This is a genomic window from Kitasatospora sp. NPDC001547 (assembly GCF_042894165.1).
Taxonomy (GTDB): domain Bacteria; phylum Actinomycetota; class Actinomycetes; order Streptomycetales; family Streptomycetaceae; genus Kitasatospora.
Genome location: NZ_JBIAVL010000007.1, coordinates 73,713 through 92,586, shown reverse-complemented (window position 1 = coordinate 92,586; position 18,874 = coordinate 73,713). Strand labels below are relative to the sequence as shown.

22 protein-coding genes are annotated in these 18,874 nt (G+C 72.1%); 10 read left to right on the top strand and 12 right to left on the bottom strand.

Features of this window, described 5'->3' with window-relative positions; translation table 11 throughout:
- The first annotated feature begins 23 nt into the window (after positions 1-23).
- From ACFY0X_RS15685 to ACFY0X_RS15675, 3 genes are all read left to right on the top strand, one after another.
- Entirely contained in the window at positions 24-1,424 is a 1,401-nt protein-coding gene (locus tag ACFY0X_RS15685; RefSeq protein ID WP_387754356.1) for a uracil-xanthine permease family protein, read from the top strand.
- Positions 1,425-1,575: 151 nt separating this feature from the next.
- Positions 1,576-2,298 carry a hypothetical protein gene (locus tag ACFY0X_RS15680; RefSeq protein WP_387754351.1) on the top strand — a complete coding sequence of 241 codons (723 nt, stop codon included), beginning with the start codon at positions 1,576-1,578 and terminating at the stop codon, positions 2,296-2,298.
- Positions 2,299-2,459: 161 nt separating this feature from the next.
- On the top strand, positions 2,460-2,765 hold the full coding sequence (locus tag ACFY0X_RS15675; protein WP_387754348.1) for an ABC transporter ATPase: 306 nt from the start codon (positions 2,460-2,462) through the stop codon (positions 2,763-2,765).
- A gap of 168 nt (positions 2,766-2,933) precedes the next feature.
- Here the strand turns inward: ACFY0X_RS15675 and ACFY0X_RS15670 are convergent, their stop codons facing one another.
- From ACFY0X_RS15670 to ACFY0X_RS15635, 8 genes are all read right to left on the bottom strand, one after another.
- Complete coding sequence (locus tag ACFY0X_RS15670; protein ID WP_387754346.1) at positions 2,934-3,677, bottom strand: alpha/beta hydrolase; 744 nt, start codon at positions 3,675-3,677, stop codon at positions 2,934-2,936.
- Between the two features lie 275 nt (positions 3,678-3,952).
- Positions 3,953-4,588, bottom strand: a complete 636-nt coding sequence (locus tag ACFY0X_RS15665; RefSeq protein ID WP_387754343.1) for a hypothetical protein — start codon at positions 4,586-4,588, stop codon at positions 3,953-3,955.
- 230 nt (positions 4,589-4,818) lie between these two features.
- Positions 4,819-7,341, bottom strand: a complete 2,523-nt coding sequence (gene pepN / locus ACFY0X_RS15660) for an aminopeptidase N (RefSeq protein ID WP_387754341.1) — start codon at positions 7,339-7,341, stop codon at positions 4,819-4,821.
- 118 nt (positions 7,342-7,459) lie between these two features.
- Entirely contained in the window at positions 7,460-7,660 is a 201-nt protein-coding gene (locus ACFY0X_RS15655; protein WP_387754338.1) for a DUF397 domain-containing protein, read from the bottom strand.
- 10 nt (positions 7,661-7,670) lie between these two features.
- Positions 7,671-7,877, bottom strand: coding sequence for a DUF397 domain-containing protein (locus tag ACFY0X_RS15650; RefSeq protein WP_387754335.1), 207 nt, complete (start codon positions 7,875-7,877; stop codon positions 7,671-7,673).
- A gap of 169 nt (positions 7,878-8,046) precedes the next feature.
- Positions 8,047-8,253, bottom strand: coding sequence for a DUF397 domain-containing protein (locus tag ACFY0X_RS15645; protein WP_387754332.1), 207 nt, complete (start codon positions 8,251-8,253; stop codon positions 8,047-8,049).
- Between the two features lie 333 nt (positions 8,254-8,586).
- Positions 8,587-8,820 carry a DUF397 domain-containing protein gene (locus ACFY0X_RS15640; RefSeq protein ID WP_387754329.1) on the bottom strand — a complete coding sequence of 78 codons (234 nt, stop codon included), beginning with the start codon at positions 8,818-8,820 and terminating at the stop codon, positions 8,587-8,589.
- Positions 8,817-9,722, bottom strand: coding sequence for a helix-turn-helix domain-containing protein (locus ACFY0X_RS15635; RefSeq protein WP_387754326.1), 906 nt, complete (start codon positions 9,720-9,722; stop codon positions 8,817-8,819). Before ACFY0X_RS15635 ends, ACFY0X_RS15640 begins: the two co-directional genes overlap by 4 nt.
- 331 nt (positions 9,723-10,053) lie before the next feature.
- Here ACFY0X_RS15635 and ACFY0X_RS15630 point away from each other — a divergent pair, with 331 nt between their 5' ends.
- From ACFY0X_RS15630 to ACFY0X_RS15610, 5 genes are all read left to right on the top strand, one after another.
- The gene (locus ACFY0X_RS15630; protein WP_387754323.1) at positions 10,054-10,542 is read left to right on the top strand and encodes an NUDIX domain-containing protein; all 489 of its coding nucleotides are present in this window, start codon (positions 10,054-10,056) and stop codon (positions 10,540-10,542) included.
- Positions 10,543-10,638: 96 nt separating this feature from the next.
- Positions 10,639-11,070 (top strand): ATP-binding protein, encoded by a 432-nt coding sequence (locus tag ACFY0X_RS15625; protein WP_387754320.1) that lies wholly within the window; start codon positions 10,639-10,641, stop codon positions 11,068-11,070.
- A 14-nt stretch (positions 11,071-11,084) separates the two neighbouring features.
- Entirely contained in the window at positions 11,085-11,642 is a 558-nt protein-coding gene (locus tag ACFY0X_RS15620) for a hypothetical protein (protein ID WP_387754317.1), read from the top strand.
- Between the two features lie 160 nt (positions 11,643-11,802).
- Positions 11,803-12,504 (top strand): bleomycin resistance protein, encoded by a 702-nt coding sequence (locus ACFY0X_RS15615; protein ID WP_387754315.1) that lies wholly within the window; start codon positions 11,803-11,805, stop codon positions 12,502-12,504.
- 259 nt (positions 12,505-12,763) lie between these two features.
- A complete protein-coding gene (locus ACFY0X_RS15610) occupies positions 12,764-13,186 on the top strand; it encodes a TipAS antibiotic-recognition domain-containing protein (RefSeq protein WP_387754313.1) in 423 nt (140 codons plus the stop codon).
- A gap of 54 nt (positions 13,187-13,240) precedes the next feature.
- Here the strand turns inward: ACFY0X_RS15610 and ACFY0X_RS15605 are convergent, their stop codons facing one another.
- The 3 genes from ACFY0X_RS15605 to ACFY0X_RS15595 form a co-directional block, all read right to left on the bottom strand.
- Entirely contained in the window at positions 13,241-13,699 is a 459-nt protein-coding gene (locus tag ACFY0X_RS15605) for a MarR family winged helix-turn-helix transcriptional regulator (protein WP_387754310.1), read from the bottom strand.
- Between the two features lie 307 nt (positions 13,700-14,006).
- Positions 14,007-14,384 carry a nuclear transport factor 2 family protein gene (locus ACFY0X_RS15600; RefSeq protein ID WP_387754307.1) on the bottom strand — a complete coding sequence of 126 codons (378 nt, stop codon included), beginning with the start codon at positions 14,382-14,384 and terminating at the stop codon, positions 14,007-14,009.
- A gap of 118 nt (positions 14,385-14,502) precedes the next feature.
- Positions 14,503-15,081 carry a TetR/AcrR family transcriptional regulator gene (locus ACFY0X_RS15595; RefSeq protein ID WP_387754305.1) on the bottom strand — a complete coding sequence of 193 codons (579 nt, stop codon included), beginning with the start codon at positions 15,079-15,081 and terminating at the stop codon, positions 14,503-14,505.
- A 94-nt stretch (positions 15,082-15,175) separates the two neighbouring features.
- Here ACFY0X_RS15595 and ACFY0X_RS15590 point away from each other — a divergent pair, with 94 nt between their 5' ends.
- A complete protein-coding gene (locus tag ACFY0X_RS15590; RefSeq protein ID WP_387754303.1) occupies positions 15,176-15,625 on the top strand; it encodes an anthrone oxygenase family protein in 450 nt (149 codons plus the stop codon).
- A gap of 656 nt (positions 15,626-16,281) precedes the next feature.
- Here ACFY0X_RS15590 and ACFY0X_RS15585 read toward each other — a convergent pair.
- Positions 16,282-17,934 carry a serine/threonine-protein kinase gene (locus tag ACFY0X_RS15585; protein WP_387754300.1) on the bottom strand — a complete coding sequence of 551 codons (1,653 nt, stop codon included), beginning with the start codon at positions 17,932-17,934 and terminating at the stop codon, positions 16,282-16,284.
- A gap of 455 nt (positions 17,935-18,389) precedes the next feature.
- Between ACFY0X_RS15585 and ACFY0X_RS15580 the strand changes: the two genes are divergently transcribed.
- The gene (locus tag ACFY0X_RS15580; protein ID WP_387754297.1) at positions 18,390-18,773 is read left to right on the top strand and encodes a peptidase inhibitor family I36 protein; all 384 of its coding nucleotides are present in this window, start codon (positions 18,390-18,392) and stop codon (positions 18,771-18,773) included.
- Positions 18,774-18,874 lie beyond the last annotated feature (101 nt).

Sequence of the window (18,874 nt, the reverse complement as noted above, 5' to 3'; positions counted from 1 at the left end):
TACAGAGAAAGCGAAACCTCACCATGGATCTCGGCGTGCGCTGGAAGCTGCACGGTGACGGGCGCACGCCCGCGCCGGGGGCGGTCGTCCGCCCCGACGAACGGCTCTCCTGGCCCCGCACGGTAGGGCTCGGCGCCCAGCACGTGGTGGCGATGTTCGGGGCGAGCTTCGTGGCGCCCGTGCTGATGGGGCTCGACCCCAACCTCGCGATCATGATGTCCGGCGTGGCGACCGTGATCTTCCTGCTGGCCACCAAGGGCCGGGTGCCCAGCTACCTGGGCTGCTCGCTGTCCTTCGTGGGCGTGGCCGCGGTGATCCGGGCGCAGGGCGGCACCAGCGCGACGGTGACCGGCGCGGTGTTCGTGGTGGGCGTGGTGCTGTTCCTGGTGGGCGTGGCGGTCCAGCGGTTCGGGGCGCGGATCATCCACGCCGCGATGCCGCCGATCGTCACCGGCGCGGTGGTCATGCTGATCGGCTTCAACCTCGCCCCGGTGACCGCCTCGGTGTACTGGCCGCAGGACCAGTGGACGGCGCTGCTGGTGATGCTGTTCACCGGCCTGGCCGTGGTGTGCCTGCGCGGCTTCTGGTCGCGGGTGGCGATCTTCCTGGGGCTGCTCTTCGGCTACGGGATCTCCTGGCTGTTCGACCGGGTCTTCGGGAAGATCCACTCGGTGGACGGCGCCGGGCAGCTGACCGACCACTGGCGCCTGGACCTGTCGGGCGTCGGCAAGGCGGACTGGATCGGCCTGCCGACCTTCCACGGCCCGTCCTTCCAGTGGTCGGCGATCCTGGTCGCGCTGCCCGTGGTGATCGCGCTGGTCGCGGAGAACGCCGGGCACGTCAAGGCGGTCGGCGAGATGACCGGCTCGAACCTGGACGGCAAGCTGGGCACCGCGATCTCCGCCGACGGCATCGGCTCCATGCTCTCCACCGCGGTCGGCGGCCCGCCGAACACCACGTACTCGGAGAACATCGGCGTCATGGCCGCCACCCGGGTCTACTCCACGGCCGCCTACTGGTGCGCCGCCGGCTTCGCGCTGCTGTTCGGCCTGTGCCCGAAGTTCGGCGCGATCGTGGCCGCGATCCCCGGCGGGGTGCTCGGCGGCATCACCGTCATCCTGTACGGCATGATCGGCCTGCTCGGCGCGCAGATCTGGACCAAGTCCGGGGTGGACCTGCGCAATCCGCTGAACCTGGTGCCGGCCGCGGCGGGCATCATCATCGGCATCGGCAACGTGACCATGAAGTTCACCGACACCTTCAGCCTCAGCGGCATCGCCCTGGGCACCCTGGTCGTCATCACCGGCTACCACGCGCTGCGGGCGCTGGCCCCGGCGCACCTCAAGACGCAGGAGCCGCTGCTGGACGAGGGCACCTCCTCGTACGACGAGGACGCCTCCGACGGGAAGCGGCCCGCCCCGTAACGGATGGCGGCGGGCCCGGGTTCAGTGCGGGGGACGGCCGGCGGAAGTGTCCGAAAGGGACCTTCCGCCGGCCGCGTCGTCTGGCCGTACGGGCCTGGCGGTGGTCGAATCACTGCTCGCTCGTATCGGCCACTCGTCCCCCGGGAGAGGCATGTCCCTTCTGACCCGCCGCCGCAAGGCCGCCGCCGCGGCCGTCGCCCTCGGCACGTTCGCGATCACCTGTGCCTGGGTGGCGCCCAGCAGCGCCGCCGGTACGGTCCTGTGGACCCCGAGCACCAGCACCGGCCCGTCCTCCTTCAAGGCCGTCCAGTGCGCGGCCGGAAACTTCGGCGTCGTCCAGGACTCCGCCAAGGGCAGCGTGTGGCGGGCCTTCCAGGCCGCCGGCGAGGAGCGCTGCGAGACGCTCAGCCCGGACCTGAAGGAGGGCGACACCTTCTACCTGGGCTGGTCGTCCAAGGTGGACGTCAAGGACACCAACAGCCGGTACGTCTTCCAGCTGAAGTGCTCGCCCAGCACCGGCACGGCCAACCACCCGATCGAGATCGACGTCCTCAACGGGCGCGTGCGCCTCCAGGAGTGGGACACCGACCACGTGTCGCACACGCTGTGGACGGCGCGGACCACGAACAACACCTGGCACTCGTACGCGCTGAAGATCCACCTGGGGCGCACCGACGGCACCATCGACTTCTGGTTCGACGGGGTGAAGCAGACCTTCACCACCGGCTCGGGCACCTTCACGGGCACCACCTGGGACGGCGACCGCAACTACCTCAAGTGGGGCTCCTACCACCAGTCCACCGGGGACGCGACGAACACCTTCACCAGCCCGGTGATGGCCACCACCCTGGAGGCCGCCACCGCCGGCTCGTAGCGCCCCGCCGCACGCACCGCGGGCACCGGGGATCGCCGCCCCGCCCGCCGGCCGGTGATCGACGGATCACAACTCACCCCACCCGCCGGGGCGTTGGGTGGGTAAGGTGCGGACCGGCGCCCCCGGCGGGGCGCCGGAGCGACGGGATCAGGGAGGCCGGCATGGACTTTTCCGCGGAAGCGGCGCAGGCGGCACGCCGTGCCCACGAGTGGGCGGTGAAGGTGGACGGGCTGACGACGGGCACGGGCCGCGATGTGGCACGGGAGCGGGCCCGCCTGTGGGCGCTGGTGGCGCGGGCGTGCGCGGCCGTCGCCGCGGCCCCCTCCCCCCTCGCCGTGCAGGCGGCGGGCCGGGCGCTCGACGCGGCGCGGCGCCAGGAACGGTCCGATGAAACCGCGGACCTGCGGGACCAGGCCTGGACGTGGGCCGAGGTGGCCCTGGCCTGCGCCGCCGCCGGCGCCGCGTAGCCGCCTCCCGTCCGACGTCCCGTCCCGGTCGTCTCCTGGGCCGGCCTCCCCCGGTCTCCGGTCGTGCGCCCGGGCCTGACGACGCGGGGCCGTGGCCGCACGCCCACACGCCCACCCGTCCGACCGGTGGTACCGGTCCCGGGCGGGCGGGGCGTGCGGCCGCTCGGCCTACTTCAGGTGCCGGGCGAAGAACCGGGCGCCGGCGTCGAGTTCGAACTGCGGGACGCCGGTGTGCCCGCCCATGTTGGCGTGCAGCGTCTTCTCCCGGGAGCCGAAGGCGTCGAACAGGTCGAGGGAGGCCTGCCGGTCGTTCGCCTCGTCGTCCCACTGCAGCAGGACGTGCAGCGGGACGGTGACCCGGCGGGCCTCCTCGACGACGGCGCGGGGGACGAAGCTCCCGGCGTAGAGGCCGGCGGCCGCGATGCGCGGCTCGACGGCCGCCATCCGGACGCCGATGGAGATGATGCCCCCCTCGTACCCCGCCGGGCCGCCGACCTCGGGCAGCGCGAGGGCTGCGTCGAGGAGGGCCCGCGCTTCCGGGACGGCCTCGTCGACCAGCGGGAGGACGAGGGCGTCGACGATCTCGTCGGTGACCGGCTCGCCGGCCTCCATCACCCGGCGCAGGTCGGCGCGGGCCTGTTCGAGGGCGGGCCGGCGGGGCCGGTCGCCGCTGCCGGGCAGCTCGACGGTGGCCGCGGCGAAGCCGTACCGCGCCGCGTAGTACCGGGCCCGCCCGGCCACCCGGGGGTACATCGGGCGCAGCCCGAGCGGGGGCAGGCCGATCAGGATCAGCGGCGCCGGCGCGGAGGCGGACGCCGACTCGGGCGTCCACAGGATGCCGGGGATCTCGCCGAGGGTGAACTCGCGCTCGAGGACGTCGCCGTCGAGGCGCTGTTCGGAAGTGAAGTGCATGGTCGTGCCTTTCGGGAGTGCTCACAAGACGGCGCTCCCGGACGACCTGGCTATCGTCCGACCGTGACCCCGGAGGGGAGCACCCATGTCGATACAGCGTTCACGGGTACCACCTCCTCGTTCTCTCGCACGGCCTCCGGAAAGGTAGCAGTGATCATCGCGGCCCGCCAACCCGTTTCCCGCAGGCCGTCACCAGGCCGTCACCGGCCGCCACCGGGCCGCTTCGCCCGGGCGCCGGTGTCCGGCCGGTCCGCGCTGCCGCGCCTGGGCCGGGGTCAGAAGAGCTTGTCGACGGCGGCCCGGACGGTTCCCTTGAAGGCGGTCACGTCGGGCTGGGTAGAGTTGCTCTCCCACTCGACCACGACGACGGTGTTACCGTCCCGGCCCACCCCGTAGAGGTCGTCGCGGTGGTCCTCCCAGGTGTTGATCCGCTTGACGTGGACGCCGCCGACGGTCGCGCCCTCCTCGACGTCGACCGTGCCGTGGTCCTGGGCCGTCACCACGTCGTTCGGCAGCTGCTGCGCGGTGCGGGCCGCGCAGCCGGCGTAGAACCCGCGCAGCGAGTCGGCGACGGCGACGGCCTCGGCCTCGGTCGGCAGCACCAGGACCTTCTCGTACGCGGAGGCGGTCTCGGAGGTGAAGAAGTCCGCGTAGAAGAGGCGGTCGTCGGAGACGGCGCTGTGGTCCCAGCCGCCGCAGGGGCCGTCGACGCCCCAGCCGTCTCCGCTGGACGAGACCTGCCAGCTGAGCGAGTCCGGCGGCAGGTCGGTGGTGGAGATCAGACCGGGCTGGGGCACCTCCTCCCGGGTCTGCGCGTGCGCCTGGGTCGCGGCCTGGCCGCTCGCCGCGGCGAGCGCCAGTGCGGCGGCCGCCGCGCGTACGGCGATCCTGGTCCTGGGCCTGGTCCTCATCCGTCCACCTCCGGGTGTCGTCGACTCCGGGCCCAGCATCGGATGTGGAGGAAGCGTGTGCGGGGCGGACACGAACGGAGGCCGAAACGCACTGCCCCGGGCGCCGGACCCGGCCGAAAACCGCCCTGCGCGCGGCTGGAGGCCGGCACGGCGGGAGGCCGGCACGGCGGGAGCGGCGGGCGGGGGCGTGGGCAACTCGGCCCGCGCCACCGCCCGTCGTCCGTGGGGCCCTACTGCCCGGACAGCGCCCGGGCCCGCACCGCGCGGCGCAGCGTGTCCAGTTGGTCGACCAGTCCGCGGCGGGTCGCCACGGTGAGGTCCGGGTCGGCCAGGCAGGCCTCGGCCGCCCGGACGGTGTGCTCGGTGGCGGCGAAGGCGGGGAAGGCCGCCGTGGTGAGCACCCGGGCCAGGGCGGGGCCGCGGCGGGCGGCGGCCGGGCCCAGTTCCTCGAAGTAGCGGGTGGTCAGTCCGTCCAGCAGCTCGGCCTGCTCGGGCCGCCACAGTCCCCTGGCGGTGGCGGCGGCCAGGTAGTTGGAGAGCTCGCCGTGGAACAGCGCCTGCCAGGCGGCTTCCTTGGCCGCCGGGTCGGGCAGGGCGGCGCGGCAGCGGGCGGCGCCCTCCTCGCTGGTGCTGCTGGGGTCGGCGGCGAGTTCGGCGGCGATCTCCGGTTCGCCGGCCGCGCCGAGCACGCACAGCCGCAGCAGCAGCTGCCAGCGCAGGTCCGGGTCGAGGGCCGGGCCGCCGGGGACGGTGCCGGCGGCGAGCCAGTCGCGCAGTTCGGCGGCCTGGGACTGGTCGGCGGTGGCGATGACGCCGCGCACGGCCACCAGGCGCAGGCCGGTGCGGTCCGCTTCGCCCTCGGTGCGGGCCAGCAGGGTGCGGCAGACCCGGGCCAGTGCGGCCAGTGCGGCCGGGCGTTCGGCGGGCGGCACGGCGCTGTCCGCGACGAACTCGTGGGCGAAGGCGAGCACCGCGTCGACCAGGTGGACGGAGGTCTCGCCGGGCAGGTGGTCGGCGACCAGTTGGAGGTACTCGGCGGGCGCCAGCTCCCCGTCGCGCACCTGGTCCCGGGCGGCGCTCCAGAGCACGGCCCGGGCGAGTTCCTCGGGTACGGCGCCGAGGGAGGAGCGCACGGTCTGCCAGGAGGCGGGGTCGAGGCGGATCTTGACGTAGCTGAGGTCGGTGTCGTTCAGCAGGGTCAGGTCGGCGGCGGTGCCGTCGGTGGCCCCGGCGGCGGGGTCGAGCGGCGCGGCGGTGCCGTCGGCCGCCAGGTCGAGCGGCACGCGGTCGGTGAGTTCCAGGGTGCCGTCGGCGGTGCGGCGGTAGCGGGCCACGGTCAGCTGGTGCGGGCGCGGGGTGCCGTCGGGCGAGGTGTGGTCGATGCGGCCGCCGGTCAGCCGCAGGGTGTCCACGCCGGTGGTGCGCAGCCAGCGCTCGGCCCAGCCCTGGACGTCGCGCCCGCTGGCGGCGGCCAGGGCGCGGAGCAGGTCGTCGAGGGTGGCGTTGCCGAAGGCGTGCTCGTCGAAGTAGTCGTTGACTCCGGCGAGGAAGGCGTCCTCGCCGAGCCAGGCGACGAGCTGGCGCAGGGCGGCGGCGCCCTTGGCGTAGGAGATGCCGTCGAAGTTCTGCAGGGCCTGGGCGGTGTCGTCCACGGTGCCGGGTGCCACGGGGTGGGTGGAGGGGCGCTGGTCGGCGTCGTAGCCCCAGGTCTTGCGGTCGGCGGCGAAGCCGGTCCAGGCGCTGGTGAAGCGGGTGGAGGCGGCGGTGACGCTGTAGGCCATGTACTCGGCGAAGGACTCGTTGAGCCACAGGTCGTCCCACCACTTCATGGTGACGAGGTCGCCGAACCACATGTGCGCCATCTCGTGGATCACCACCATGGCGCGTTCCTCCCGCTGGGTGTCGGGGACGGCGGAGCGGAAGACGTATTCGTCGCGCAGGGTGACGCAGCCCGGGTTCTCCATCGCGCCGGCGTTGAACTCCGGGACGAAGCACTGGTCGTAGCTGCCGAAGGGGTAGCGGTGGCGGAAGACGCGGTGGTAGTGGTCGAAGCCCTGGCGGGTGATCTCCAGGAGTTCGGCGGCGTCGGCGTCCAGGTGGGCGGCGAGCGAGCGGCGGCAGTGCAGGCCGAGCGGGATGCCGTCGTGTTCGGCGCGCACCGAGTGGAGGGGGCCGGCGACCACGGAGACCAGGTAGCTGCTGATCGGCGGGGTGGGGGCGAAGTTCCAGCGGCCCGGCGAGGGCTGGTGGCCCAGGCTGTTGCCGATCACGGCCCACTGGTGGGGGGCGGTGACGGAGAGCGTGTAGCGCGCCTTGAGGTCGGGCTGGTCGAAGGAGGCGAAGACGCGCGGGCCGTCGCCGAGGAAGGACTGGGTGTAGACGTAGTCCTCGCCGTCGGCGGGGTCGGTGTAGCGGTGCATGCCCTCGCCGGTGTGCGAGTAGGCCATGTCGGCTTCGACGGTGAGTTCGTTGTCCGCGGCCAGGTCGGTCAGCGGGAGGCGACCGTCGCGGAGCGTGGCGACGTCCAGTTCGCGGCCGTTGAGGACGGCGCGGTGGAGGGCGGCCGGTATCACGTCGACGTAGGTGGCGGAGCCGGGGGCGGTGCAGGCGAAGCGGATCAGGGTGGTGGAGCCGAACACCTCCGGGCCCCGGGTCAGGTCGAGGTCGAGGTGGACGGTACGGACGTCGAGCAGGCTGTGGCGCTCGACGGCCTCGGTGCGGGTGAGGACTGAGGTATCAGACACAGGGATCATGCTGCGCCATCCGGCGGGCGGACGGTACCGGCTTTCCGCCCCGGGCGGGTCGGCACGCCGCAGGCCCGGACCGGCACCGGTCCGGGCCTGCGGCGGGGGCTGGGGCTGGGGCGGAGGCTCAGATGTCGCCGAACTCGCCACTGCGGACAGCGGCGACGAACGACGCCCAGGCCTCGGCCGGGAAGACGAGGGCAGGCCCCAGAGGATCCTTGGAGTCTCGGACGGGCATCAGGCCTGGAAACCCGGGTGCCACCTCGACGCAGTTTCCGCCTTGCTGGCTGTAGGAAGACTTGAACCACCGGGTCCTGGACAGATCCACACCGTGCCTCTCAAGCTTCGCTGAACTCGCTGCTGCGGACAGCGGCGACGAACGACACCCACTCTTCGGCAGGGAAGACGAGGGCAGGCCCCAGAGGATCCTTGGAGTCTCGGACGGGCATGACGCCCCGGTAGCCGTCTGCAACCTCGATGCAGCCGCCCTGCCCATTGCTGTACGTGCTCTTGCGCCACTTGGCGCCGGCCAGGTCAAGCTTCATAGCGCTCACAGCCCATCCGTGCCCTCCCCCGCTCGCGCAAAAACGCTCGGCTGGGAGATCCCAGCCGAGCGCCTGACTGCCTCTTCACCGCTGGCTCTCGTCAACCGACCATGTGTCGCATTGCCTCCTGGAGCCGCCTCCAAGCGGGCCGCCTCTTTCGGGCTCGGGCTCAGATGTCGCCGAACTCGCCGCTGCGGACGGCGGCAACGAACGATGTCCACGCCTCGGCCGGGAAGACCAGGGCCGGGCCGTGGGGGTTCTTGGAGTCGCGGACGGGCATCAGGCCAGGGAAGCCGGGGGCCACCTCGACACACTGTCCACCGTTGCCGCTGTACGTGCTCTTCCGCCACCTGACGTCGGCCAGGTCAAGCTTCATAGCGCTCACAGCCCATCCGTACCCTCCCCCGCTCGCGCAAAAACGCTCGGCTGGGAAAGGCCCCAGCCGAGCGTCTGGATGTCCGAACCTCTTGGCAGGAGAGGCAGCCCGCAGGCCCGGCCCCCGAACGGTCCGGGCCTGCGGTTCAGACGTTGCCCGGGCTCCAGCGCGATGACGAGACAGGACTCTCGTGCGTCAGTTGACGGTTGAGATGGGCTTGCCGAATTGTTGTGATAGCCGCTTGCGTTCATTGTCGCGGCTAGGTGGTATGCAAGAAGATGGGTGGGCCCCGGCGGCTGATTCGCCGGGGCCCACCCATCCGTCCTTCACCCGTTACAGCTGAACCGGGAACTCACCTGCTTTGACGGCGTCAAGGAAGGCCTGGAACGCCGCGGGAGTGAACTCCAGGACCGGGCCGCGCCGGTGCTGCTTGGTGTCGCGAACGGGGATGGTTCCGGTCGCGGTCCGGCCGACCTCAACACAGTTGCCGTTCTCACCGGCCGAGTAGCTGGACTTAGCCCAGCTGAAGCCGCCCTGGTCGAGGGTGGTGCCGTCGTGCATGGTCATCCTCTCAGTTGTCCCCAACTCGACTTGTTCGTCAGGGTTGCCTGCAAGTATGACCGGGTCGCCGCCGGGTCGAGTGCCTGGGACATAAGGACCTCAAACTGGCGGTTTCGACGGGTGAGATTCGCGAGGCGGTCAGCGAATGTCAGGTTCTGTTCGGTGTAGACAACACCGTCACCAGGCAGTTCACTGAACAGGTAGACAGCGAAACTGCCCGCTGCTCCGACGTGGTAGCCGGAGTCCTCGGTAAGCACGTGAATCGTGACGTTGTCCAGCTCGCACATCGCAATCAGATGCTCCAGCTGATCGCGCATCACATCGTCGTCTCCGACACGCAGGCGCAATGCACCCCCGCCAATGATGAACCGGGCCTGCGGAGGCTTCTCCGTGAACAGCACCTGCTTGCGCAGCTCGGTGCGTTCGACGACCTTCTCGAGCGGCAGCGGATTGTCCGCCTTCATCAGGAAACGCTCGCGTGAAATGACCGCCTCGGTGTAGCTGGCGGTCTGCAACAACCCAGGCAGGATGTTGGGTTCCCAGTTCTTGACGAGCTTGGCCAACTTCTCGGCCTCGACCAGGGCACTGAACGACGGATGCATGTCCTCATCCGTCCACCAACCGTGCTCCTTGCTCTGCTTTGCCATCTCCCTGAGCGAGTTGGCGGTGGCCTGGTCCAGGTTGAACTGCGTGACCCACGAGTTCACGTCGTGGACCTTGATGATGTTCCGGCCGGTCTCCAGACGTCGGACGATCGCGGCTGACAGGCCGAGGGCCTCGCCGAGCTGTTCGCGGGTGAGCTTGTTGCGCTCGCGGATCCGGCGGAGCCGGCCGCCGAGGAGATGTCGAAGGAACGGCACGCCGGAGGGGCGTTCGTCCTGCTCTTCGTTCGTGGCCTCTTCGTCCATGCCTCACCCCTATCAGCAGCAACTGACGTCTCGTCAAGTCTGCCGCCCGCAAGCGAAGGGCGCCAGCTCACTACCACCGTCAATTGACGGTGGTGACACATGTTGCAATTCCATCCCGAGTGCGAGACTGTAGCAGCATGCTCACCAAGAGTGGCCAGTGAGGCACTCTTGGTGATCCGTCCATCGCTGTGCTCGCCAGGGGTCTCCCGTGGACGAGTCACTGCGCCCGGAACCGTGGAGTCGCACCCGACGCCTGCGGGAAGTCAAGCAATCGCGTCGCGCGACCTTTCAATTCTTCACTCCTGGAGCAGAGTTGAGCAGGACCCGCATCATGAGCAAGCCCCCGGCCCGCCGGTCGGGGCAGCAGATCCTCGCCCTGCGCGAGGACCCCGGCGGATCGGGCGAACTCTCCGTCCTCCTCGTCGATCCCGCCTACCGGAGCGGCCTCACCCTCCCCGGCGGCAGCGCCGAGCAGGACGAACTGCCCCACCTCGCGGCCCGCCGGCACCTCGAAGCCGAGACCGGCCTCGTCCTGCCCCTGCGCACCATCCTCACCATCGACTACGTGCCCGCCGCCGAGTTCCCGGAGGGCCTCAACCTCGTCTACGCGGGCGGGCTGCTCACACCCCGACAGATTGAGGCCGTCCGCCACCACCAGCCCCCGGAAGAACTCCGCGCCCTCCGCTGGGTCCCCCGTCACCAGTTCCCCGACGTCATGGCCGACGACCAGTGCCGCCGCGTCGAAGACGCCTGGGACGCCTGGGAACACGGCGACGGCATCCCCCTCCTCATCCAGGGCGTCCCCGTCCCGGTCGGCTGATCAAACCCCGACCCCACGGCAACGCCCCAGGGCCGGACCTCCACCGGTACGGTCCGGCCCCTCCGCCAGCAACACGCCCCCCGAGGTGCTCCCCCCATGCTCACAACCCGCCGCCGCCCCCGCACGTTCGTCGCGCGCCTCGACTCCCGCACCGAGTCCACGCCCCTGGCCCGCTACCTCCTCCGTGCTTACCTCTCCGGTCTCCCCTCCGGCGACCGCTACCGCGACACCGCCGAACTCCTCCTCGGCGAACTCTTCGCCAACGCCGTCCAGCACTGCGACGCGCCCACCGACCAGCACATCGAGGTCCGCTTCACCCTCACCCCCGACCACCTGCTGCGCCTCGAAGTCCACGACGCCGGCACCGGCCGCCCCACCGTCAACTCCCCCTCTCCCGACGCCGAGCACGGCCGAGGCCTCCTCCTCGTCAACGAACTCGCCCACCGCTGGGGCTGCGCCGCCGGCCCCGGCGGCACCGGCAAACTTGTCTGGGCCCTCGTCTCCCCCACCCTCGTCACCACCGCCTGAAAGCCCGGACCCCCATGCACCTCACCACCCTCGCCCGCCACACCCTCTCGCGCGGCGCCACCCCCGCCACCACCTACGCCCTCATCGCCCGCCTCGGCCACCAGCCCCTCCCCTGCGCCCGAGCCGTCTGCCTCGCCCTGGCCATCCCCCTCGCCGAGACCACCCGCCGCCTCGACGAGTGCTACGACGCCCTCCTCGCCAACCCCCGCCCCGGCTCCGAACACGACACCGGCGAACTCCTCGAAGCCCTCGGCGTCTTCGACATCCCCGCCCCCCTCACCGAGACCGAGTTCGCCGTCGTCAACCTGTTCCTCACCGCCGTCGACGCCATGGGCGGCATCCGCCCCGGCCACCAGCACGGCCTCAGCCGCTGGTTCACCACCGGCAACCTCACCGCCGCCTACCTCTCCCTCGCCGCCGCCCACCCCCTCCCCCGCACCGGCGACCCCGCCACCTACTGGACCACCCTCACCACCGCCGGCGAACTCCTCACCGCCACCAACCCCGACCCCCGCCTCAAGAACGCCCTCACCCACTGCCGCACCCGCGCCCGGGAAGCCACCCACGACTGAACCCCGCCGCACAGGAAGTCGGCCCCGCCGACTTCCCACGCCACCCACCAGCAGGCCGGGGGCTGCTGGTGCCGGCGCACGCCGCCGAGGGCCCGTAAGCGCGTCGCTGACGCGCCCTCAGCCCCCTGACCCCTGGCCGGCTTTGACTAGAGTGATCAGCATGAGCGAGACGACGATTCCGATCCTGCCGTGTCGGACCATCCAGCCCGTTCTCGACTTCTATACGACCCTCGGGTTCGAGGTGACCTTCCAGCAGAAGAGCCCCAACCCGTACGCAGCCGTCCAGCGCGGCGGCATACAGCTCCACTTCTTCGGGATGAAGCACTACGAGCCGGCCGAGTCGTTCAGTACCTGCATCGTCCGGACCGATGACATCGACGGGCTGCACGAGACCTTCCGGACCCGGCTGAAGGCGGCGTACGGGCGAGTGCCGAGCCGCGGGCTGCCGCGGATCGGGCCGCTGAATGACACGTCCCACGGTGTGCGGCAGTTCCTCATGACCGATCCGGGCGGCAACTGCATCCGCTTCGGGCAGCAGGTGAGCGACGACCAGCACCACCGCCCCGCCCCCAAGGAGACCTTCGCCCGGGCCGTGCACCACGCTTCCCTCCTCGCCGACTCCAAGGAGGACCTGACGGGCGCCGCGAAGATCATCGACCGGGCACTGCGCCTACGGGACGAGAGGCCCACATCCGTGCAGCTGCTTCGCCTTCTCGTGCTGCGCGCCGACGTTGCCACTCGGCTCGGCGACGAGGAAGCCGCGACGTCCGCGCTCGCCGCGGCCACCGCAGTGCGCCTCACCGCGGAGGAGCAGGAGTCCGTACGCGACGACCTCGAACGGCTCACCCAGCTGCTGGGCTGAGCGTCGGGAAAGCGCCGGTCCCAGCCCCGCGTCGAGGACTGCGAGCAGCACGGTCGCCTCGCTGCCTGTCAGAGCGCCTGGGGACGGCGTCCTTCCGCCGCCGGCTGACCGGAACGGGCACCGGAGGGTCCGGGAAATGGTTTGCCGACCCGGTGGCCGTGTGCCACCGTTCGGCCTGGACCGGCAGTTGATCATCGACGGCCGGCCGATGTCGACATGTCGGCAGCCTCTCGGGGATCCCCCTCAGAGGTGACGAACGATGGGAACCGGTGCCGTGGAGAACAGTTACGAGGACGAGTGCCGCCGAGCGTTGGCCCAGGAGCAGGCGAAGAGCCTCGCCGGGACCGACAACTGGGCACATGTGGACAGGGAGCGGGTCCACCAGGACTGGGACGTCCTGTACCGGGAGATCACGCCTTTGCTGGACGGCGGCTCCCTGCCCGGGGACGAGCAGGTCCAGGAGCTCGTCCGCAGGCACTTCGACATCGTCAGCCGGTTCTACACCCCCTCCAGGGAGGCTTACGTCGGCATGTCGCTCTTCTACGCCGAGGACGAGGCCATGAGGGCGTTCCACGATTCCTACCACCCCAGGATGGTGGAGTTCCTGGGCGCCGCGATCAGGGTGTTCGCCGAGCAGGGGACGGGGTTCGCCCCCAGCGCCGGGGCCGGCGCCCCGGCGTAGCCGGACGCCCCGGGCCCGGACGCGCGGGCGGCCGTGAGACGAGGTGGCCGGGCTTCAGGGCCGCCCCGGGGCGAGGTTGTCGGTGACGCGCTGGAGCACGGAGACCGCGGTCGCGTACTCCTCCTCCGTGATGTCCCCGAGGAGTTCCGCACGCACCCGGTCCATGTGTTCCTTCGCCGTTGCCAGGCCCTCGCGGCCCTGTTCCGTGAGGGTCAGCAGGCCGTCCGCGCCGAGGCCGAGCCAGCCCCGGTGGACCAGCGCGTCGGCGGCGTGGACTATCACCTCGGCACCCATGCCGTAGGGCACGGCCACGGCGCGGAGCTCCTCCCTGGTGAGGCCGTGCTCGGCGCGGACGACGTTGTTCAGCGCCCACCACTGGGGCTGGGTGACGTCGATGCGCGCCAGGGCGGCCTGCGAGTGCCGCAGGATCGCCTCGGTGGCACTCCAGGCGGCCAGGGCGATGGGGCGCCGGCCGAGCGTGGCGGTGCCGTTCGGGGTGCTTGTGGTCGTCATGATCGCCAGGCTAGGACCTCAAGTGCGCTTGAGGTCAAGGCTGCGGCGATGCCGCCCCGAGGCGCGAGGACCCTGCCGCGCCCCAGGTGGCGACCGCCCCGGTCGCAGCCCTCAACGAGCGGCTGCGACCGGCACGTTCGCGACAGGCCCTCGACGGACTTCGAGCTCGGGCCGCCCCCACCACCGCGCGCAGGAAGTCGGCCCCGCCGACTTCTCACGCGCCCCCGCCCACCGCCGCCCCCGAACGCCGATGGGGCAGGTCCAGGAGAAGGACGGCGGCAGAGGGACGGCTCAGGAGGCGGACGGCTCAGGAGGCGGACGGCCCGATCTCCCCCGCGAAGACGATGAACTGGTCGATGAGGCTCCGCCGCAGATGGACGACGTCCGTGCCCGCCAGGCGGGGGCCGCCGTCAGGCGTGGTGAAGACCCACTGGTAGCGGGCCCATTCGTCGGGCATGTCCACCGCCGAGCAGCGCACCATCGTGCCGGGCCCCGCCGGGTGGTGCCGGATGTCCAGCACGAACCGCTCGACCGCCGCGATTCCCTCGCTGCGGCCCAACGGCCCCCAGAAGACCACGTCCGAGGTCAGGGCCTGGGAGAGCAGGGCGGTCACATAGCTGTCGTCCGAGGCGTTGAACGCGGAGATGAACGTGTCGATCGCGGAGCGTGCGGTCTCTTCCTGCATGCCCCAGTAATACCAGCCGTTCGCGTGCACCCGTCCCCGCGAGCCGTTCGGCCTCGACCCGGCCGACGCAGCCGCGGCGCCCGCGGACCCCGGCTGCGGGCCCCGCCGGGACGGTGCGTCAGACCACGGCGAGCCGGCTCACCATCAGCTCCGTCCTGCGCTCGGCCTCCTCCGGCGGCAGCCGTCCCGCCCTGGTCAGGGTCGCCAGCCCGTGCAGGGCCGCCCAGAACACCTCAGTGAACAGCGCCGGGTGGACGCCGTCCCCCGCGACCTCTCCGAGGCTCTCCAGCAGGGCGGCGAAGGCGTCCTTCAGCGGCTCCGGCGTGTCCTCCTGCGCGAACGCCAGTCCGCCGTCGAGCTGGAACATGGCGTCGTAGACCGCCGGGTTGCGGGCGGCGAAGTCGAGGTAGGCGCGGGCGAGGGCGGTGACCCGGGCGCGCGGACCGTCGGCGGCGGAGGCCGCCGCCCGCACCGCCGCGGCCAGCTCGGCGGCGCCTTCGAGGGCGACGGCGCCGATGATCTCGCGCTTGCCGCGGAAGTGGCTGTAGAGGACGGGCTGGCTGTACTCGATGCGCTCGGCGAGCCGGCGGGTGGTGACGGCGTCCCAGCCCTGCTGCTCGGCGAGTTCACGGGCCGTTGCCACGATGAGGCGCTCGCGGTCCGCCCGTTCGCGTTCCTTGCGTTCCTGTACCGACATGATTCGGATCCTAGCACCGCTAGACAATCGAGCAGCAGAAGGTCTAGCGTCGACACGTCATCTATCAACGCTAGATCTCAGGACGGGCCCCATCATGCTCAACGCACTCCAGGTCCTCACCACCGTGATCGTCGGCGTGATGGTGGGGGTGGAGTTCTCCGTCGCCTTCGTCATCAACCCGATCCTCAACGCCCTCCCGGAGGACAGCGCCATCCGCGGCCGCGCCCACGGGGGGCGGATGCTCGGCGCCGTGATGCCGGTCTGGTACATCACCTCGCTCGTCCTCGTCGCGGCCTGGGCCGTCGCCGGACGGGAGCACCACGACACCGGCCTCGTCGTCACCTCCGGCGCACTGCTGGCCCTCAGCGTCGTCATGTCGGTCCTGCTGCTCGTCCCGATCAACAACCGGGGCAAGACGTGGACCCCCGAGAACCGGCCCGCCGACTGGAAGCAGCAGCAGAACCGCTGGGACCGCCTCCACTACGTCCGCGTCGCCGTCATCATCGGCGCCTTCACCCTGCTGGTCACCGCCCTCACCGCGTAGGAAGTCGGCCCCGCCGACTTCCTACGCGGCAGCCCACCCCGAGGCCGACTTCCCCGCACAGGAAGTCGGCCTCACGGACTTTCCAGGCGCCAGACCACCCCAAGCACCACCACACCCCGGCCCCAGACCAACCACCCCCGCGTAGGAAGTCGACCCCGCCGACTTCCTGCGCACACCCGGCGGCAGGCGGGCAGTTGACGGCGCTGCGACGATCGGAAGACCCGGGTAGCCGGGGCCCGGGCACAGGAAGTCGACCCCGCCGACTTCCTGCCACTCCCAGCGGCGGGTTGGGAGTGGCGCTGCCGCGATCGAGAGACCCGGGTGACCGGGGCCCGGCTCCCGACCACCCCACACAGGAAGTCGACCTCGCCGACTTCCTGCGCGCCCCCGGCGGCACATGGGGAGTTGGTGGCTCTGCGGCGATCGAGAGGCCCGTGCCCCGGGCCCGGATCTCGGCCACCTCGCGTAGGAAGTCGGCCCCGCCGACTTCCTGCGCATCCCCGGGGATGGGTGGGGGTGATTGCTGGCGTCCTGGTGGGGGTTCGGCTTCGCCGAGGTCCCCGGGGTGCGCGCTGCGGGAGGCCGGCACGGGGCGCCCGGGTGGTGTACAGGGCGGCCCGCGGGCGTCCGGGAGGGGAGCCCGGACGGACGGCTGGTCAGCTCTTCTTCTGCAGCACCATGAACTGGTCGTTCTTGAGCAGGTCCATGTAGTAACGCAGTGCGCCGTCCGGCAGCATCATGATCTTGCGGTAGGTCTCCCCGTCGTCGATGCACCGCCCGCCGGGCGAGTAGCCGGTCGTCTTGGACGCGTAGGTGACCCGGCTTTCGTCGGCGTCGCTGAGCGTCCACGCGCCCTCGCACCAGGCGCCGGTCGTCGGCGTCTCGACGCGGATCCTGCTCTTCGCCTGGCTCGGCGCCGACTGGGCGATGGTGAGGGTGACGGTGGTGACGTCCCCGTTGACGGCCTTGCGCTCGCCGATCCAGGTCCCGAGGAACTTCGCGGGGATGGTGCCCGGGCCCGGTTCGGTGGGGGACGCGCCGGGCGCGGGGCTGTCCTCGGCCGGGTCGGAGCCGTCGTCGGTCGGCTCGCTGTTCTTCGAGGCCGGGGCGGAGGGCGGCGCCGTCCTGCCCCCGGCTGGGGCGTTCTGTCCGGGGTTCGGCCCGGTGGCCTGCTGGTCCTTGTCCCGCAGCCGCTCGACCAGCAGGTATCCGCCGCCGAGCAGCAGCACGCCGACCAGGACGGCCGCCAGCGCGCCGTACCCCCGCCGGCCGCGGGCCCGCGACGGGTGCGGCCGGTGGTCCGGCACGGTGGCCGGTGCCGACGGCGGCGGGACCGGGGCGACGAGCGGAGCCGGGGCGACGAGCGGAGCCGGCGGGACGAAGGCCGCCGGCCCCGCCTCGGCCTCCCCCTCCAGGTCGAGCAGTTGCACGGCGCTGCGCCCGACCGCCGCCGCCAGCGGCGCCGGCAGCCAGTCCCCGTGCCCCAGCCGGGCGGCGGCCGAGCCGTCGCCGTCCAGCCGTTCCCGCAGCTGTCCGGGTGTCGGGCGGGCGGCCGGGTCCTTGGCCAGGCAGTCCCGGACGATGGCGCGCAGCGGGCCGTCCAGTCCGGAGAGGTCGGGTTCCTCGTGCAGGACCCGGTAGAGCAGGACGGGCACGCTGACTCCGGAGCCGAACGGCCTGGTGCCCGTCGCCGCGTAGGCGAGCACCGCGCCGAGCGAGAAGACGTCGCCGGCCGGCCCGGCGGGCAGCCCGTTCGCCTGTTCCGGGGACATGAAACCGGGCGAGCCGAACACCTGGCCGGACCGGGTGAGCATGGTGGTGGCGTCCAGGGCGCGGGCGATGCCGAAGTCGATGAGCCGCGGCCCGTCCAGGGTCAGCAGCACGTTGGACGGTTTGACGTCCCGGTGCACCAGTCCGAGGCCGTGCACGTGGGCGAGCGCTTCGGCCAGGCCGACGCCCAGGGTCCGTACGGCGGGCTCGGGCAGCGGCCCGAACTCCCCCACGGCGGTGGTGAGTGCGGGCCCGGCGACGTAGCCGGTGGCCACCCAGGGGCGCCCGCCCTCGGTGTCCGCGTCCAGGACCGGTGCCGTCCAGGCGCCGCCGACCCGTCTGGCCGCCTCGACCTCCAGGCGGAAGCGGGCCCGGAAGTCGCCGTCCCCGGCCAGGTCGGGGCGGACCACCTTGACGGCCACGGTCCGTCCGCCCGTGGTGCGCCCCAGGTAGACCCGGCCCATCCCGCCCGCGCCGAGCTGCCGCAGCAACCGGTACTCGCCCACCTGCCGCGGATCGTCCGCTGCCAGCCGCTCCATGCCCCTCGCTCCCCTCCGCGCCCGGCGCGACACCCGCGCCCCACCCGCCCTGAGCTGACGGTATCGGTCCCGGACGCGGCCGCGGGCGGGATCAAGGTCACGAAATCGCCGTCGGGCCGTCACGGGACCGGCGCGAACGGAGTCGGGCGGGACGCGCCCGGCGGTACGCCCCGGGGGCGACCCGGCGGGACGGCCCGGCGGGACGACCCGGCGCGCGACCGGCGCCCGAGGCCCGCTCGGGCGCCGTGTTCACCACTCATGTGAGGAATGCCCGGCCCATGCCCCTCGCGGGTGACATCGCCGGACATGTCCGCCGCCCGGCCCGCTGCCTCTGCCACAGTCGCAGGCGAGCCGGGAGGCAGCGCCCCACCGTCCGGACCGGCGTACCCGGCAGGCCGTCGCAGGCGCGTCACCGGCGCACCGCGCTCGGCACCCGACCGCATCAGGAGGAAGACATGGCGAAGTTCCACACGACGGCCGCCTGCCTGTCGATGGCCGCGGGGCTCGCTCTCACCGCGCTGGCCCCGACGGCGGCCGCGGCGCCCGCGCAGAGCGGCTACGACCGGTGCGCGAGCGGCAACTTCTGCCTGTTCCAGGACGTCGGCGGGCAGGGCCGCGTGGTGGGGCTGGGCGGGCAGCGCGCCTCGCTGGGCTCGCTGGACTTCGACAACATCACGTCGTCGTTGCGCAACCGCACCGGCCGCGTCTGGTCGGTGTACACCAACGTCGACTTCGGCGGCCGGTGCCTTCCGGTCGCCGCCGACTACACGGGCGACGTCACGCAGTACAGCCTGAACGACCAGATCAGCTCCGTACGGCCCGGGGGCTGCCCCTCCTGAAGGCCGCGCGGCCCCCTCGGGGGTGCGCGCCGTAGGCCCCGGACCGTACGCGGTCCGGGGCCTGCGGCTTCGTGCCGACGGACCGTCAGAGTCCGGCGCAC